Below are 16,342 nucleotides of genomic sequence, written 5' to 3' on the forward strand. Positions count from 1 at the left end.
CGCCTGGCCGTGCCGGCGGCCCGCGCCCCCCCCCCCGCCGCCCCCGCCCCGCCCCCCCCCCCCCCCCCCCCCCCCCCCCCCCCCCCCCCCCCCCCCCCCCCCCCCCCCCCCCCCCCGGGGGGTGCGCGCCGCCCCCGTCCCCACGGTGCGGCGCGAACAGGTCACCGTTCAGTCATCCCGTGAACGGCGGCCTGGGTCCTGTGTCAGTCCGAGCGCGGGCAGCACGGTGGCCTCCACGAACCGGACGAGGTAGTCGGCGTCGGCGTACTGGCCGCTGAGCACGGGCCGGACGCGCAGGACGCCGAACATCATGGCGGGGACGTACTCCAGCGCGGGGTTGCCCGCCGCCACCTCGCCCCTGGCCACTCCGCGGTCGAGGATCTCCCGCAGCGCGGCGATCTCCGGGTACACCAGCGCCTCGCGCAGCGCCTCGGCCAGTTCCTGGTCCGCCGTCACCGCATGCCCCAGCGCCTGCAGCAGCTTGGTGTCCTTGCCCGACCAGTCGGCCGCGGTGCGCGCGGCCTGGCGCAGGTCGTCGGCGAGCGATCCGGTGTCGATGCCGGCGAAGCGCACCCGGCGGTTGGCGCGCAGCGCGGCCGCGACGAACTGGGGCTTGGTCTTCCACTGCCGGTACAGCGTGGACTTGCTGCACCGGGTGCTGGCGGCGACGCCCTCCATGGTGACGGAGTCGTAGCCGCACTCGCGAATCTGCTCCAGCACGGCGTCGAAGAACTCCCGCTCACGCGCGGGCGTGATCTTGGAGCGGCGCGAGGCGGCGACCGTCTGCGGTCCGTTCGCGGCCTGCGACGTCATGCGCTATTTCCCCTCACTCGTGTGCGGCCGGTGCTTCGTGTGCGGCGCGCTGGATCAAAGCTCGAGTGGAGCTTCGGACACTGTCTCCAGTGTGGCGCACCTCAATCGATACGCCAGTGTACCGGTACTCAGCCGTATCGGTACACTGGCGTATCGGTACGTTCTCGTATCGATGAGTTCCGGGCGCGTACCGGGTCTCGCACGCACCACCACACGCACACCGTCAGCGAAGGGGCCGGGGGATGAATTCCCGAACCGAGCCTGCAGAGGCAGAAGCGGAGCCGGACGCACCCGCGCGCCCGGCTCTGATACGTGAGTTCCTGCTGGTCGCGGGACTCTTCCTCGTCTACAAGCTCGGTCGGCAGCTGGCCACCGGCCACACCGGCGACGCCTTCCGCAACGCCCACCACGTGTGGCACCTCGAACGAGCGGTGCACCTCCCCGACGAGGTCTCCGTGCAGTCCGCACTGCTGCACGGCGAAGCCCTCGTCCACCTGGCGAACACCTACTACGCGACCGTGCACTTCCCGGCCACGCTGGCCTTCCTGGTCTGGATGTACCTCAGGCGGCCCGCGCACTACGTGTGGGCCCGCCGGGTGCTGGCGGCGCTCACCACGGCCGCCCTGGTGCTGCCGTTCACGTTCCCGCTGGCCCCGCCCCGGATGCTGACCGGGACGGGCCTCGTGGACACGGCCCGGATGTACGGCCCGTCCGTGTACGGTCCGCCGTCCAGCGACCACCTGTCCAACCAGTTCGCGGCGATGCCCTCGCTGCACTTCGGCTGGGCCCTCATGGTGGCGATCGGCCTGATGGCGGCCACCCGGTCCCGATGGCGCGGGCTGTGGCTGGCGCATCCGGTGATCACCCTGCTGGTGATCGTGGGTACGGCGAACCACTACTGGCTCGACGCGATCGTCGCGACGGCCATGCTCGGCCTCGCCCTCGCGGTCATCCACCCGCCGCGGCGAACGGTCACCACGGCGGGGCGCGGCACCAACCGGCTCACCGCCGGCCCGTCCGTCCTGGCGGGAGCGGGCCGATGAGCGCCGCCGCCCTGGTCGCCGTGGGCCTGTCGTTGATCTCGGCCGTCGCCTACGCGCTGGCCGCCGTGGCCCAGGAGCGCCTCGCCTCCCGCGGCCCCGGCGCCGGTCTGCTGCGGCTGCTGGGCACGGGTGCCTGGTGGTCGGCGGTCGGCCTGAACGCGGCCGCGGCCCTCCTGCACGTCGTCGCCCTCAAGTACGGCCCGCTGACCGTCGTCCAGCCGCTGGGCGCGCTCACCCTGGTCGCGGCCGTGCCGCTCGGGGCGCGGGCGGCCGGACGGCGGGTCAGCGCGGTGGAGTGGCGCGGTACGGCGCTGACCCTGCTGGGGCTCGCGGCGCTGCTGGTCACCGCCTCCGGTCCGGCGCCCGCGCGGGTGCTGTCACTGACCGAGGCACTGGCGGTCGCCGGTACGACCGCTGCCGCGATCGGTGTGCTGTCCCGGCCCGGCGCCCGGCCGGGCCTGCGGCACGCGACCGCGTCCGGGTTCGCCTCGGGTGTCGCCTCGGCGCTGACCCAGACGGTGACGGTGGCGGCCACGGACCGCTCCGGCCCGGTGCTCGGCACCGGGGTCGTCCTGGTCGCGGTGCTCGTCGCCGCGTTCGCCGTCGGCGGGCTGCTGCTGTCGCAGACGGCCTATCGCGGCGGCCTCGGCGCGCCGCTGGCCGTGGTCACCCTGGCCAACCCGGTGGCCGCGGCGGTGATCGGCCTCACCCTGCTCGGGCAGGGACTGCGGGGCGGCGGCACGGGCGTGCTGCTGGCCCTGGCCGGGGCGGGCCTGGCCGCCTGGGGCGTGCTCCTGCTGACCCGCGCGGCCCCGGAATCCGATCACGCCGGGCCGACCGAGGAACTCGACGTGCACGACCGGCACGACGAGGACGACAGGCAGGACGAGCACGACGGGCACGACGGGCACGACGGGCACGACGGGCACGACGGGCACGACGGGCACGACGGGCACGACGGGCACGACGGGCACGACGGGCACGACGAGCACGACGAGCATCCGGTCGCGGCGGTGCTCGCGTTGGAGCCGGGGACGGCAGCGGCGGAACCGGCGCTGGTGCCACGGCAGCCGGAGCAGCCGGGGCATCTCACCGCACTGTGACCACTTACGGCGGCGGGGGGGGGGGGGGGGGCGGGCCCCGGCGCCCCCCCCCCCGCCCCCCCCGGCGCCCCCCCGCCCCCCCGCCCCGCGCCCCCCCCCCGCCCGGCGCGCGCCGCCCCCCCCCCCCCCCCCCCCCCCCCCCCCCCCCCCCCCCCCGCGGCCGTCCTGCCGCCGTGTGGTCCGCTCAGCCCCAGCCGCGCGCGTCCTGCTTGAGGGCGGTGTCGACGGTCAGGGCCGTCGCCACCACGAGGCTCAGCAGCGGCTCGGGCAGCTGGTAGTGGATCTGCAGGACGTAGTTGTCCGCGGTCGTGAACAGGGTCTTGGCGAGGCCCTCCCAGGTCTTGGTGATCCGGGCGACCTCGTTGTCCGCGTGGTCGACGATCGCGAAGTTCCAGGCCCGCCAGTTCTCCGCCTTGATCGCGCCGACCTGCTGGCCGTTCGCCGTCATCGCGAAGTTGATCTTGCCGATCATGTTCTTCTGGACGATCTCGCCGACCGGCGAACCGTCCGGACGGGTCACGACCACGCGGGACTTGAAGATCTTCGCGGGCCGGGTCAGCAGCAGCTGCGGCCGGCCGTGGGCGTCGCGGATCTCCAGCTTGTGGGTGAGGAACTGGTCGAGGCTGGAGACGAAGCGCAGGATCTTGCGCAGCACGCCCTGCCCGACCTGGGTGACCGAGCCGATCTCCCGGCCGTTCTGATCCATGACCTTGTACTCGTTGGTCAGCTCGATCAGCTTGGCCTTCTGGTTCACGACCAGGACGGGCTCGGTGAAGAGGGTGCCGCCGCCGGAACCGCCGGCCGCGACACCGGCCTGTTGCTGCACCTGACGCTGCACCTTGGCGTCGGCGGTCTGCTGCTGCGGGAAGGCGGCCTGCTGGGCAGGTGCCTGCTGCGGCGGGACCTGCCCGGCCGGCTGCCCGGCCGGGTTGGTGTGGTCGGTCCACTGCGTGCCGTCCCAGTAGCGGAGCGTCTGGGCCGCTCCGTGCGGATCCGGGTACCAGCCTGCAGGAGTGTTCGATTGCGTGGTCACCGGGGCACACTACCCCGATATGACCGGTACCTGACCAGTCCGCACGGAGCGGTGTTCATCGCCCGTTCACCCCGTGACGATCGCCGGGTCGCTCACGCCGGGCAGCCCGTTCTCGACGTGGCCGGCGAAGCCGCGCAGGAACGCCGGGTCGGCCTCGGAGGTGACGGTCAGGTCGTACCAGCGCTTGCTCGCCGTGAGGTCGACGGTCTGCCGCACGGTGGCACCGGGCCGTACGCTCACCGCGACGGGGCTGCCGCCGTAGCCGTTCACGACCTTCAGCCGCGCCGTGCCGGAACCCTTGTTGGTGAACGTCAGCTCCAGGCGGCCGCCGGCGTGCCGGGCGGTGACCTCGGGCCCGGCGACCTTGTTGCGGCCCTTGAAGACGCGCACGAAGCCGTTGGGGCCGTGCACGGCGAGGTCGTAGGAGCCGCCCGAGTAGGCCGAGTTCCAGGTGTCGGAGAGCGTCTTGCCGGCCTCCGTGGTGTAGCTCCAGGGGCCGTCGGTGCGGTTGTTCGAGGTGACGAGGAAGGCCGCGCCCGCCTGCGCCCCCGAGGCGAAGGTGAGCGTGAACTTCCCGGCCGCCGTGTCCGCCGAACCGTCCACGACGGGTGCGTACTTCAGCGGGCGGGTGGGCCGGCTGCCACGCTCCTGCTTGGGCAGGGATGCGCTGGCAGGCGGGGTGGGCACGTAGTCGGGGTGACGGTCGTGGTCCGGCGGCCGGTAGCCGGCGGTCGACGGCAGGGCGACCGGCGCGGTGTCCTTGCGGGAGAAGTCGAACGCGCTGGTCAGGTCGCCGCAGATGGCGCGCCGCCAGGGCGAGATGTTCGGCTCCTGCACGCCGAAGCGGCGTTCGACGAACCGGATGATCGAGGTGTGGTCGAAGGTCTCGGAGCAGACGTAACCGCCCTTGCTCCAGGGGGAGACGACCAGCATCGGCACCCGCTGGCCGAGCCCGTAGGGGCCGGCGGTGTGGCCGGAGTCGCCCTTGCACAGGTCGAGTGCGGGATCCACCGTCGACCTGCCCTGGGCGGCGGAGCCCGGCGGGAAGGGCGGGACGACGTGGTCGAAGAAGCCGTCGTTCTCGTCGTAGGTGATGAACAGCGCGGTCCTCGCCCACACGTCGGGGTCGGCGGTGAGCGCGTCCAGGACCTGGGAGATGTACCAGGCCCCGTAGTTGGCGGGCCAGTTGGGATGCTCGGTGAAGGCCTCGGGGGCGACGATCCAGGAGACCTGAGGCAGCCTGCCCGCCTTCACGTCGGCCTTCAGCTGGTCGAAGAAGCCCTCGCCCTTGCGGGCGTCGGTGCCGGTGCGGGCCTTGTCGTACAGCGGGTCGCCCGGCTGGGCGTCGCGGTACTGGTTGAAGTAGAGCAGCGAGTTGTCGCCGTAGTTGCCGCGGTAGGCGTCGTCGATCCAGCCCCAGGAGCCGTTCGCGTCGAGGCCGTCGCCGATGTCCTGGTAGATCTTCCAGGAGACCCCGGCCCGCTCCAGGCGCTCGGGGTAGGTCGTCCAGCCGTAGCCCGCCTCGTCGTTGCCGAGGACCGGGCCGCCGCCCTTGCCGTCGTTGCCGGTGTAGCCCGTCCACATGTAGTAGCGGTTGGGGTCGGTGGAGCCTATGAACGAGCAGTGGTACGCGTCGCAGACGGTGAAGGCGTCGGCGAGCGCGTAGTGGAACGGGATGTCGTTCCGGGTCAGGTACGCCATCGTCGTCGAGGACTTGGCGGGCACCCACTTGTCGTACCTGCCCTGGTCGAAGGCGGTGTGCCCGTCGTTCCAGCCGTGCGGCAGGTCCTGGATGAAGGCCAGCCCCAGGTCGTCGGCGTCCGGGTGGAACGGCAGGATGTCCTTCGTGCCGTCGGACTGCTTCCAGACGGACCTGCCGTTCTGCGTCACCGGGCGCGGGTCGCCGAAGCCCCGGACTCCTGCGAGCGACCCGAAGTAGTGGTCGAAGGATCGGTTCTCCTGCATCAGGACGACGATGTGCTCGACGTCGTCCACCGAACCCGTGCGGTAGTGGGCGGGCAGGGCGGCCGCACGCTGGATGCTGCTGGACAGCGCCGTGAACGCCGTGGTGGCGCCCGCGAGTTGAAGGAAACGCCGCCGATTGACTTCGGGCATGAGTGAGGATCCTCTCGTCCTGACGTACGCGATGCCGTCAGATGACGGAATCTGCGCGGAGCGAGTGTTCCAAGAGCAGCAAACGTCAGGGAAGGGTCTGGTGGCGCCCATGTGAAACTCGGCGGTCCGTGTGGTGCCGCGCCGCGTCACCGGCTCCTTGGGCCCGGTGACGCGGCGGCGGACGGGGGCGGTCAGGAGGTCAGGTACGCCTCCACCTCGCTGAGCTGTCCGGCCGGCCAGCCCGTGTTGCCGCTGACCGTCAGGCGGAGGTAGCGCAGACCGGTGGTGCCGGGCAGCAAGACGGTGGCCGTGTTGCCGGTGGCCGGGTCGAAGCGGTAGCCCTGGGAGCCGACGACCGTGGAGTAGTTCGAGCCGTCGGTGCTGCCGAGCACGGTGACGGTCTGGGTGCGGGCGCCCCAGGCCGAGGACGGCGGCAGCTTCAGCACCAGGCGGCGCACGGCGTAGGAGGAGCCGAGGTCGACCGTCCAGGACTGCGGGAAGGCGTTGTTCGCCGACTCCCAGTAGGTGTTCGCGTCGCCGTCGACCGCCTTGCCCGGCGTGTAGACGTCCTGGGAACCGGTGGCGGTGGCCGGGCGGCCCCTGGCGAGGTTGCGGCTCGGGTCGGGGTCGGGGTTGCCCTGGCCGGGCTGGGGCCAGGCGGAGCAGTCCGACCAGGTGGTGGACCAGCCGGAGTTGCCACCGCCGTCGGTGAGGGTGAAGGGGCCGGAGCTCGCCGGATAGGGGCAGTTGTAGACGCCGGCGACGCCGACCTGGGTGGCGGTGACGTTCTTGAAGGCGACCGCGCCCTGTGCCTCTGCCTGGACCACGACCGTGCCGGTGTTCCGCACGGTCGCGCCGGTCACATGGACGTTCCGCACCGGGTGGCCCTGCCCGCCGCCGGAGACGAACTCGAAGGCGCTGTACGGGCTGTCGGTGATCGTCGTGTCGGTGATGTTCACGGTCGCGTCGATCGCGCTGTCGTAGGAGTCGACGCGCAGCGCGCCCATCGGGTGGTTCCAGTTGGGGTTCATCGCGCCGGTGCGCACCAGCGTGTTGCCGTCGACCGTGATGGTGCCGGACAGCGGATGGAAGGGATCGGCGAACTTCTGGTTGGAGATCGCGATGCCGCTGCCGAGGGCGTTGGTGTCGGAGATCAGGTTGTTCTTCACGGTGATGTCGGTCCCGCCGTAGACGGCGATGCCGTTGGCGAGGTTGGGCTGCGAGATCGTGTTGTTCTCGAAGCTGGAGTTCGTGTCCGGGGAGTACAGCGACCACATGGCGAGGGAGTCGTCGCCCTGGTTGCGCAGGAAGTTGTTGCGGACGCGGACGCCCTTGGCGGTGCCGTTGAGGTTGAGGCCGTCGGCGGTGGTGTCGAGGATGCGGCTGTTCTCCACCACCAGGTTGTCGTTGTTGCCCGTGAGCCACAGGCCGACCTTCAGGTGCTGGATCCACATGCCGGACACGGACGAGTTCGGGCCGAGGGAGCCGTTGACGAAGTTGTCCGGGCTGGAGTCGACGCGCTCGGTGACCTCGCCGATGACCGCGAAGTCCTTGATGTGGACGTTCCCGGCGGAGCCGGACTGGTCGATGAAGCGGGAGGTGTGCACGACCGAGTGCCAGCTGCCGGCGCCCTGGAGGGTCACGTTCTGCACGCCGCCCAGGGAGGAGGTGACGCGGTAGTCGCCGGGCGGGATCCAGACCGTGCCGCCCTGGGCGGCGGCGATGGCGTCCCGGAAGGCCTGGGTGGAGTCGCCGTTGCCGCTGGGGTCGGCGCCCTTGGAGACGACGGACACCGAGCCGGCGGGCTGGCCGGCGGCCGGGGCGACCTGCTCGAAGTCGGCGACGTCGACGGTGACCTGGGTGCCGGTCGACTCGACGGCGATCTTGTCGCCGGCCTGGACGTTCCGCCCCAGCGGCAGCCGGGCGTTGTCGAAGAAGTGGTGCGTCTTGGCGCCGGCGATCCAACCGGTGTCGACGTACGAGTACTTGGAGGTCACCGGGAGTGTCCGCGCGAGTCTGGTGCCGTTGACGTACACGTTCAGGGAACCGCTCTGGCCGTCCGGGACGCTGTAGGCGAGGTTCAGGGCGTTGGCGGCGCGCGGCACGGTGAACTCCACGCGCTGCCCGGACGTCAGCCGCACGGCCTGCCGGCCGGACGCCTCGGAGGCGAGCGTGCCCTGGGTGTAGTCGGGGCCGATCCTCGTGCCGTTCGTGGTCGCCGACTCGGCCTCCACGGAGGTGAAGGGGAGCGTGGCGCCGGGGGCCGCGTGCGCGGCGGGGGCGACGGTGACGAGCATGCCGGCGGCGAGGGCGACGACCGCCCCGATGGCCGGCATGCGCCTGATATGTCTGGCGGTGCTGCTGTGCATGTGCTGATCCCTTCGTGGGGGGGTGCGTGGGACAGCTGTGCGCGGGCGGCTCAGGCGCGCAGCCAGGCCGCCGTGTCCTGCGGCAGCCGGCCGGACTCGTCCAGCGGGCCGCTGCTCAGCAGGAGTCGGGAGTGCGCGGGGAGGTCGGCGGGCGTGGCGGCGAGGTTCACCACGCACATCGCGCCGTCCGCGCGGGAGAAGGCGAGAACGCCGTCGGGGGCGGGCAGCCAGGTCAGGGGGCCGTCGCCGAAGACCGGGCGGGTGGCGATGGCCTCGCGGTAGAGCGAGAGCATGGAGTGCGGATCGTCCTGCTGCCGGTCGACGGCGTACGACGCCCAGCCGGCCGGCTGCGGCAGCCACGGCTCCTCGTGCGAACCGAATCCCGCGTACGGCGCACCGGCGGCCCAGGGCAGCGGCACCCGGCAGCCGTCGCGCCCGGGGTCGACACCGTGCGACCGGAAGTACATCGGATCCTGGATGCGGTCGACCGGGATGTCGGCCTCCGGAAGTCCCAGCTCCTCCCCCTGGTAGACGTACACCGAGCCGGGCAGGGCCAGCGACAGCAGGGCGGCCGCGCGGGCCCTGCGGGTGCCGAGCGCCAGGTCCGTCGGGGTGCCGAAGGCCTTGGTGGCGAAGTCGAAGGCGGTGTCCTCGCGGCCGTACCGGGTGACCGTGCGGGTGACGTCGTGGTTGCACAGCACCCAGGTGGCCGGGGCCCCGACGGGGGCGTGCTCGGCGAGGGTGGTGTCGATCGAGGCGCGCAGCCGCCCGGCGTCCCAGGGGCAGGACAGGAAGGAGAAGTTGAAGGCGGTGTGGAGTTCGTCCGGGCGCAGGTAGCGGGCGAAGCGCTCGGGGTCGGGGAGCCAGACCTCGCCGACGAACACACCGTCGTAGGCGTCGGCCACGGCGCGCCAGGAGCGGTAGATGCCGTGGAGTTCGTCACGGTCGACGAACGGGTGCGGCTCGGGGTGCGCGGCCAGGTCGGGCAGGTCCGGGTCCTTGGCGAGCAGGGCCGCCGAGTCGATGCGGACACCGGCGACGCCCCGCTCGAACCAGAACCGCAGGATGTCCTCGTGTTCCTGGCGGACCGCGGGGTGCGCCCAGTTGAGGTCGGGCTGCTCGGGGGTGAACAGGTGCAGGTACCAGTCCCCGTCGGGCAGCCGCGTCCACACCGGTTCGGTGGAGCCGACGAACTGCGACGGCCAGTCGTTGGGCGGGAGTTCACCGTGGGCGCCGCGCCCGGGCCGGAAGTGGAAGAGCTCGCGCTCCGGGCTGCCTGGCCCGGCGGCGAGCGCGGCCCGGAACCAGGGGTGCTGGTCGGAGACGTGGTTGGGCACGATGTCGACGATGGTCCGGATGCCCAGCGCATCGGCCTCGGCGATGAGCTTCTCCGCCTCGGCGAGGGTGCCGAAGGCCGGATCGATGGTCCGGTAGTCGGCGACGTCGTAGCCGCCGTCCTTGAGGGGTGACAGGTACCAGGGGGTGAACCACAGGGCGTCCACGCCGAGTTCGGCGAGGTACGGCAGTCGTGCGCGGACGCCCGCGAGGTCGCCGGTGCCGTCGCCGTCGCCGTCCGCGAAGCTGCGGACGTACACCTGGTAGATGACGGCGGAGCGCCACCAGTCGCGGTCCTTCGGGGCATGGGTGGGCTGTCCCACGGAGCTTGCCTCTCTGTAGACGGGGTGTCGGTGTCAGCCCTTGGTGCTGCCCGCGCTGATCCCGGCGATGATGTGCCGCTGGAAGACGAGGAACAGCGCCACCATCGGGATGCTGGCGATCACCATCGCGGCGATGAGCACGGTGAGCTGGATGTTCTGCGACAGCTGGACGAGGGCCACGCTGATCGGCTGTTCGCCGGTGTCGGAGAAGACCATCAGCGGCCACAGGAAGTCCTGCCAGACGGCGACCAGCGCGAAGATGGACACCACACCGAGCACCGGCCGGGACATGGGCAGTACGACCGACCACAGGATGCGCAGCTTGCCGGCGCCGTCGATCTCGGCGGCCTCCAGCACATCGCGCGGCAGCTGGTCGAAGAACCGTTTGAGCAGGTACAGGTTGAAGGCGTTGGCGACGGCCGGCAGCCAGATGGCGAGGGGGTCGTTGAGCAGGCTGGTGTGGATGAGCGGCAGGTCGGCGACGGTGAGGTACTTGGGTACGACGAGCGCCTGCGCCGGGACCATGAGGGTGGCGAGGATGCCGCCGAGGATCACCTTGCCGAAGGCCGGTCTCAGCTTGGACAGGGCGTAGGCGGCGGCGGTGCAGAACACCAGCTGGAAGGCCCAGGCGCCGGCCGCCTGCACGAGCGTGTTCCACAGGTGCTGCGGGAGCTGCATCAGGTCCCAGGCGTCGGTGTAGCCGCTGAGGTGCCAGTGGTTCGGTACGAGCGTCGGCGGGGTCTGCGCCACCTCGTCCGGGGACTTCGTCGCGCCGGTCACCATCCAGTAGACCGGGAAGAGGAAGGCCAGCGCGAAGAGGAGCACGACGGCGGTGAACACCGTCCAGTAGACGGCCTTCCCGCGCCGGCGGGCGAGGGTGGCCGGGGAGATCAGGGTGCGGGTGCTGCTCATGCGTCCCCCTCGGAGCGGGTGAGGCGCAGATAGAGCGCGGAGAAGGCGCCGAGCAGGACCAGGAGCATCACGCTGAGGGCGCAGGCGCCGCCGAAGTCGTTGTAGAGGAAGGCGTATTTGTAGATGAGGTAGAGGACGGTGACGGTCGCGTTCTCCGGACCGCCGCCGGTGATGACGAACGGTTCGGTGAACACCTGCATGGTGGCGATGATCTGAAGGAGCATCAGCATCAGGATCACGAACCGGGTCTGCGGGATCGTGACGTGCCGTACGCGCTGGAGCAGGTTCGCGCCGTCCAGTTCGGCGGCCTCGTACAGCTCGCCCGGGATGGACTGCAGGGCGGCCAGGTAGATGAGGACGGTACCGCCCATGTTGGCCCAGGTCGCCACGATGACGAGGGAGACGAGCGCGGTGTCGGTGCCGTTGGACCAGTTGGAGGTGGGCAGGTGCAGGAAGCGGAGCGTCTCGTTGGCGAGGCCGGCTCCGGGGTCGTAGAACCACTTCCACAGCAGGGCGCTGACCACCGGCGGGATCATCACGGGCAGGTAGACGACGACCCGGAAGAAGGCCTTCGCGTGCCGCAACTCGTTGAGGACGAGGGCGAGTACGAAGGGGACGGCGAAGCCGATGAGCAGGGCGAGCAGGGTGAAGGTGAGAGTGTTGCGCCAGGCGGCGGTGAATTCGGGATCGTGCAGGACGCGGGTGAAGTTGGCGGTGCCGACCCACTCGGGCGGTGAGCCCGGCGTGTACTTCTGGAAGGCGATCACGACCGCGCGTATCGCCGGGTACCAGGAGAACAGGGCGAAGCAGATCAGGCCGCCGAGGAGGAAGGCGTAGGCGCGGGCCTGGTCGATGAGGCGGCGCCGCCTCCGGTCCCCTGCCGGGGGCGGCGCCGGGACCGGGCGGGCGGCTGCCGGTGCCGGGGGCCGCCGTTCGGCCGTCTTGGTCATGGCGGTCAGCTCCGGGCCAGGATGCTGTCGATCTTGCCGGACGCCTCCTCGAGGAGCTGGTCGATGTCGGCGTCCTTCTTGGTGAGGACGGCGGAGACGGTGCCGTCGAGGACGGAGTAGATCTGCTGGGCGTGCGGCGGCTCGATCTTCATCCGGAGCTTCTGGTTGCCGTCGAGGAAGGCCTGGTAGTTCTCCACCGGGACGTTGGCGTTGGCCTTCTTGACCTGCTGGTCCTTGGCGTCGGCGGCGCCGGTGAACAGGCGCGGCTCGGGCAGGCCGACGGGGGCGTCGTTCTTCTTGGCGCGGGCGTAGTCGCCGAGGAAGCCCTTGCCGGGGGTGAGGAACATGTGGTCCAGCCACTTCAGGCCGGCGCGGATCTGGGCGGGCGTGGCGCGCTTGTTGAACATGTAGCCGTCGCCGCCGATGAGGGTGCCCTTGCCGCCGGGCATGGGGGCCAGGGCGAGGTCCTTGTAGTTGCCGCCCTTCTCCTTGACCAGGATCGGGATGTTGTCCGGGGCGGAGAGGTACATGCCGAGCTTGCCCGAACCCATCATCTGCTGCGCGTCGTTGATGACGAGGAGCTGCTTGCTGCCCATCGAGTCGTCGGTCCAGCGCATGTCGTGCAGGTTCTGCAGGACGGCCCGGCCCTCGGGGGTGTCGATGGTGGCCTTCTTGCCGTCCGGGCCGACGACGTCACCGCCCTGTGAGTACAGCTCGGCGGTGAAGTGCCAGCCGCCCTGGTTCTGGGCGCTGTAGTCGGCGTATCCGACCGTTCCGTCACCGAGAGCGGCGATCTTCCTGGCGGCGGCGCGGACCTCGTCCCAGGTCGCCGGGGGCTTGTCGGGGTCGAGACCGGCCTTCTGGAAGAGCTTGCGGTTGTAGATCAACCCCATGGAGTATCCGGTGCGGGGTATCCCGTAGACCTTCCCGTCGACGGTGTAGATGTCCCGCAGCTGCTTCTGGATGCTGTCGTAGCTCTTCAGCTCCTTGAGGTACGGCGTGAGATCGGCGGCCTGGCGGATGTCGACGACGTGCCTGGCGTCGGTGAAGTACGTGTAGAAGACGTCCTCCATCTGGCCGCCGGCGAGCTTGGCGTCGAAGGTCTTCGGGTCCTGGCAGGGGAAGGCGTCGTGCGCGACGACGTCGATGTCCGGGTTCTGCTTCTCGAAGGAGGCGATGTCCTCCTCGAAGAACCTCCGGTCGACCTTGGCGCTCTTGGGCGGCTCGCAGTTGACGGTGATGCGGGTCTTCCCGCCGGCCGAGCCCTCGTCACCCGATCCGCAGGCGGTGGCGGTGAGCGCGAGGGAGGAACAGACGCCGATCGCGACAAAGGTACGGCGGAACCCGGTGCTTCTCATCGGTGGACCCCTCATGGCAGGAGCAGTGGGCGCCGCACACTCAAGCACCACCGACATCGCATCGCAAGATGTCGCGCAGAATCTGTAATTATTCGACAGGTGGATGGAAGCAGTCCGCCGGTCCCTTGCGCCTCAGTCGCGCGGGGCCTGCGCGGTGGATCCGCGCACCACCAGCTCGGGCTCGAACAGCAGCTCCTCCGCGGGTACGGCGGTGCCGCCGATCTGCGCGTTCAGCAGCTCGACGGCCGCACGGCCCATGGCCTCGATGGGCTGGCGGACCGTGGTGAGCGGGGGTTCGGTGCAGTTCATGAAGGCCGAGTCGTCGTAGCCGACGACGGAGATGCGACCGGGGACGTCGTACCCCTTGCGGCGGGCCGCCCGGACGGCGCCGAGCGCGAGCGGGTCACTGGCGCAGATGATGCCGGTGACGCCGCGGTCGATGAGGCGGGAGGCGGCGGCGTGACCGCCCTCGATGGAGAAGATGGCGCGGGCCACGAACTCCTCCGGCAGGTCGCCGGCGACCGCCCGGGCGGCGGCCAGTTTGCGGGCCGAGGGCACGTGGTCGCCGGGGCCGAGGACCAGGCCGATGCGCTCGTGGCCGAGCGAGGCCAGATGCCGCCAGGCCTGCTCCACGGCGACGGCGTCGTCGCAGGACACGCCCGGGAAGCCGAGGTGCTCGATGGCCGCGTTGACCAGCACGACGGGGATGTTGCGGTCGGCGAGCAGCCGGTAGTGGTCGTGCGGCGCGTCGGCCTGGGCGTACAGGCCGCCGGCGAAGACGACGCCGGAGACCTGCTGCTGCAGCAGCAGCTCGACGTAGTCGGCCTCCGAGACACCGCCCTTGGTCTGTGTGCACAGCACCGGGGTGAGTCCGAGCTGGGCGAGCGCGCCACCGATGACCTCGGCGAACGCCGGGAAGATGGGGTTCTGCAGCTCCGGCAGGACCAGGCCGACGAGCCGGGCGCGTTCGCCGCGCAGCTGGGTGGGGCGCTCGTAGCCGAGGACGTCGAGGGCGGACAGCACCGCCTGCCGGGTGGCTTCGGAGACTCCGGGCTTGTTGTTGAGCACCCGGCTGACCGTGGCCTCGCTGACCCCGACCTTCTTCGCCACTTCCGCAAGTCGTCGCGTCATGAACGCAAGCGTAGCGCAAGTTACGCAAGGTGCTTGCGTAGACGAGACACCCGCCTCCCGTTCAGGGGGCGGGTGCTTCGACCCGGCGCCGCCGATGACCTGAACACCGGCGGTGCCGGGTCAGTCCTCGGGTGCCGGGACGACCGTCAGATGCGTGGCCGTGCCACGGGGCCGGCGCGTGCGGCGCGCCGACGAGGCCGCCCGGCGGGGGTCGCGCAGCACCATCGTCAGGCGCCGGTGGCCGAGGTCCCGCAGGGTCTGCGGGGTCTCCTCCACGATCCGGCACTCGACGGGGCCCCGGCGCGGGTCGGGGTGGAGCAGCAGCCGGACGGCCCCGTCGAGCCGTGTCGCGGCCTCGCCGACGGCCCGGATCCAGTGCGGCAGACCCTGCCGGTAGGCGGCCTCCATGAGCGGGTCCTGGGCGACGTCCCGGCGTATCGCCTGGAGTTCGTGGTCGTGACCGTACGTCTCCAGCGCGGTGCGCAGGTGGGCCAGCATCGGCAGGCACCAGCCCGGCTCGTGCTCGCCGAGGACGTCGGACGCGTCGGGATGGAACAGGACGAACCGGAGGAAGTTGTCGCCGGGCATGGCCGTCGGATGAGGGCGCACGCCACGGAAGAGTGCCTCGAACGCGCCGTTGGCCATGACCACGTTCCAGCGACGGTCGACCACCAGGGACGGCAAGGGCAGGGACTCCAGCAGCGCGGCGTAGTCCTCAAGGTACGCCTGGGTCTCGCAGGTATCGGGGACGGGCCGCGGTGCCGGCCGCTGCCCTCCTGCCTGATGTGCCATCGGGAGGTCACCCCTCTTGCCTCTGCGGCCTTCACGCGGCGATGCGATCCTGCTGCCCCGCCCTGAGCGATGTCAACTATCGTGGCATTTCCTGCCGGTTGACGGCCGAAATTCGCCACAGTTGTGGCGAGACCTGGATGTGAGTTCGAAGCACCCGCTACTCTCCGGGAAGTTCACGGCGACCGCTTGCGAGAAGCACGCACGCGTCTGAGGCCCTCGAGAGACGTAGGAGTTCTGTCGGTGACGGATGGCTACGAGGATCCGGGCGCCGCGGCGACCGCCCAGCTGCCGGCCGTCGTCGCCCGCGTCACCGGGCTCGCCGACCGGCTCGGCGTACCGCACGCCGAGGTCTTCGACGTCGGGCGGCTCTCCACCGCCTGCGGTGTGCCCGAGCCGGTGGTCAAGGCCCTGCTCAGCGGTCGGCCGGCGGGCGAACCGGACGTGCAGGCACGCTTCCTGCAGCGTCTGGACCTGCTGCGCCGCACCCGGCTGAAACCCAACGGCCGCAGGTACACCCAGCAGGAGATCGCCGACGGCGCGGGCATGTCCCGGCAGCAGGCCGGCGCCCTCATCAACGGCGACCGGCGGCCCACGATGGAGCACTGCGACGCGCTCCAGCGCTTTTTCCGGGTGCACGCCGGTTTCCTCACCGCGGAGGATCCCGAGGCGCTGGCGGGCACACTGCAGCGCACCGAGCAGGAGCTGCTGCAGAAGCTCGCCGACCGGGAGCGGGCAGCGGCCGAGTCCGCCGAGGACCCGCTGGAACGGCTGTTGCAGGACCACGGGGTGCGCGGAATCGCCTGGCGGGCCGCCCAGTTGCCCACCGACCAGCACCGGGACAAGGTCGCCGAGTGGCTCGACATGCTTCTGGAGAGCGTCAAGCGCCCCGAGTCGTGAGCCCGGGGGTCCGTGGGCGTCACCGGGGTGCCGGTGCCGGTGAGGGCGGGGCCCAGGCCGGTACGGGTGCGCGGCCGTGCGATGCCTGCCGGGTGCGGTCGCGGCCCGTCGGTCATCCGGTCACGCCCTCCCTCCCGGTGACCTCCGGGGCGTCCGTGTGCCGTTCCC

13 protein-coding genes are annotated in these 16,342 nt (G+C 71.3%); 3 read left to right on the forward strand and 10 right to left on the reverse strand.

Annotated elements, in window-relative coordinates; all coding sequences use genetic code 11:
- Nucleotides 1-168: 168 nt before the first annotated feature.
- Nucleotides 169-813, reverse strand: coding sequence for a TetR/AcrR family transcriptional regulator C-terminal ligand-binding domain-containing protein (locus ACGFRF_RS04705; RefSeq protein ID WP_393737147.1), 645 nt, complete (start codon nucleotides 811-813; stop codon nucleotides 169-171).
- Nucleotides 814-1,055: 242 nt separating this feature from the next.
- Between ACGFRF_RS04705 and ACGFRF_RS04710 the strand changes: the two genes are divergently transcribed.
- Together ACGFRF_RS04710 and ACGFRF_RS04715 are read left to right on the forward strand one after the other, a co-directional pair.
- Nucleotides 1,056-1,856: a phosphatase PAP2 family protein gene (locus ACGFRF_RS04710; protein ID WP_393737148.1), complete on the forward strand. Its 801-nt coding sequence runs from the start codon at nucleotides 1,056-1,058 to the stop codon at nucleotides 1,854-1,856.
- Complete coding sequence (locus ACGFRF_RS04715; RefSeq protein WP_393737149.1) at nucleotides 1,853-2,959, forward strand: hypothetical protein; 1,107 nt, start codon at nucleotides 1,853-1,855, stop codon at nucleotides 2,957-2,959. Before ACGFRF_RS04710 ends, ACGFRF_RS04715 begins: the two co-directional genes overlap by 4 nt.
- 184 nt (nucleotides 2,960-3,143) lie before the next feature.
- On the opposite strand, the gene ACGFRF_RS04720 is transcribed toward ACGFRF_RS04715, so the two are convergent.
- The 9 genes from ACGFRF_RS04720 to ACGFRF_RS04760 form a co-directional block, all read right to left on the reverse strand.
- Nucleotides 3,144-3,992, reverse strand: coding sequence for a phospholipid scramblase-related protein (locus ACGFRF_RS04720; RefSeq protein ID WP_393737150.1), 849 nt, complete (start codon nucleotides 3,990-3,992; stop codon nucleotides 3,144-3,146).
- Between the two features lie 66 nt (nucleotides 3,993-4,058).
- Entirely contained in the window at nucleotides 4,059-6,107 is a 2,049-nt protein-coding gene (locus tag ACGFRF_RS04725; RefSeq protein WP_393737151.1) for a phosphocholine-specific phospholipase C, read from the reverse strand.
- Between the two features lie 191 nt (nucleotides 6,108-6,298).
- A complete protein-coding gene (locus tag ACGFRF_RS04730) occupies nucleotides 6,299-8,476 on the reverse strand; it encodes a discoidin domain-containing protein (protein ID WP_393737152.1) in 2,178 nt (725 codons plus the stop codon).
- Between the two features lie 50 nt (nucleotides 8,477-8,526).
- Complete coding sequence (locus ACGFRF_RS04735) at nucleotides 8,527-10,134, reverse strand: alpha-amylase family glycosyl hydrolase (RefSeq protein WP_393737153.1); 1,608 nt, start codon at nucleotides 10,132-10,134, stop codon at nucleotides 8,527-8,529.
- Between the two features lie 33 nt (nucleotides 10,135-10,167).
- On the reverse strand, nucleotides 10,168-11,046 hold the full coding sequence (locus tag ACGFRF_RS04740; RefSeq protein WP_393737154.1) for a carbohydrate ABC transporter permease: 879 nt from the start codon (nucleotides 11,044-11,046) through the stop codon (nucleotides 10,168-10,170).
- Nucleotides 11,043-11,996: a carbohydrate ABC transporter permease gene (locus tag ACGFRF_RS04745; protein WP_393737155.1), complete on the reverse strand. Its 954-nt coding sequence runs from the start codon at nucleotides 11,994-11,996 to the stop codon at nucleotides 11,043-11,045. The genes ACGFRF_RS04740 and ACGFRF_RS04745 overlap by 4 nt, the downstream gene beginning before the upstream one ends.
- Nucleotides 11,997-12,001: 5 nt before the next feature.
- Nucleotides 12,002-13,354: an ABC transporter substrate-binding protein gene (locus ACGFRF_RS04750; protein WP_393737156.1), complete on the reverse strand. Its 1,353-nt coding sequence runs from the start codon at nucleotides 13,352-13,354 to the stop codon at nucleotides 12,002-12,004.
- Nucleotides 13,355-13,486: 132 nt separating this feature from the next.
- Nucleotides 13,487-14,485 carry a LacI family DNA-binding transcriptional regulator gene (locus ACGFRF_RS04755; protein ID WP_393737157.1) on the reverse strand — a complete coding sequence of 333 codons (999 nt, stop codon included), beginning with the start codon at nucleotides 14,483-14,485 and terminating at the stop codon, nucleotides 13,487-13,489.
- A gap of 120 nt (nucleotides 14,486-14,605) precedes the next feature.
- Nucleotides 14,606-15,277: a hypothetical protein gene (locus tag ACGFRF_RS04760; RefSeq protein WP_393737158.1), complete on the reverse strand. Its 672-nt coding sequence runs from the start codon at nucleotides 15,275-15,277 to the stop codon at nucleotides 14,606-14,608.
- 240 nt (nucleotides 15,278-15,517) lie between these two features.
- Between ACGFRF_RS04760 and ACGFRF_RS04765 the strand changes: the two genes are divergently transcribed.
- Nucleotides 15,518-16,174 carry a helix-turn-helix domain-containing protein gene (locus tag ACGFRF_RS04765; RefSeq protein WP_393737159.1) on the forward strand — a complete coding sequence of 219 codons (657 nt, stop codon included), beginning with the start codon at nucleotides 15,518-15,520 and terminating at the stop codon, nucleotides 16,172-16,174.
- The last annotated feature ends 168 nt before the right edge of the window (nucleotides 16,175-16,342 follow it).

The organism is Streptomyces sp. NPDC048521 (genome assembly GCF_043199855.1).
In the GTDB taxonomy this organism is placed as follows: Bacteria; Actinomycetota; Actinomycetes; order Streptomycetales; family Streptomycetaceae; genus Streptomyces.

Coding starts and splice junctions, on each gene's coding strand:
- ACGFRF_RS04705 (WP_393737147.1), bottom strand. CDS start 813: ATGACGTCGCAGGCCGCGAACGGACCGCAGACGGTCGCCGCCTCGCGC.
- ACGFRF_RS04710 (WP_393737148.1), top strand. CDS start 1,056: ATGAATTCCCGAACCGAGCCTGCAGAGGCAGAAGCGGAGCCGGACGCA.
- ACGFRF_RS04715 (WP_393737149.1), top strand. CDS start 1,853: ATGAGCGCCGCCGCCCTGGTCGCCGTGGGCCTGTCGTTGATCTCGGCC.
- ACGFRF_RS04725 (WP_393737151.1), bottom strand. CDS start 6,107: ATGCCCGAAGTCAATCGGCGGCGTTTCCTTCAACTCGCGGGCGCCACC.
- ACGFRF_RS04730 (WP_393737152.1), bottom strand. CDS start 8,476: ATGCACAGCAGCACCGCCAGACATATCAGGCGCATGCCGGCCATCGGG.
- ACGFRF_RS04740 (WP_393737154.1), bottom strand. CDS start 11,046: ATGAGCAGCACCCGCACCCTGATCTCCCCGGCCACCCTCGCCCGCCGG.
- ACGFRF_RS04745 (WP_393737155.1), bottom strand. CDS start 11,996: ATGACCAAGACGGCCGAACGGCGGCCCCCGGCACCGGCAGCCGCCCGC.
- ACGFRF_RS04750 (WP_393737156.1), bottom strand. CDS start 13,354: ATGAGAAGCACCGGGTTCCGCCGTACCTTTGTCGCGATCGGCGTCTGT.
- ACGFRF_RS04755 (WP_393737157.1), bottom strand. CDS start 14,485: ATGACGCGACGACTTGCGGAAGTGGCGAAGAAGGTCGGGGTCAGCGAG.
- ACGFRF_RS04760 (WP_393737158.1), bottom strand. CDS start 15,277: ATGGCACATCAGGCAGGAGGGCAGCGGCCGGCACCGCGGCCCGTCCCC.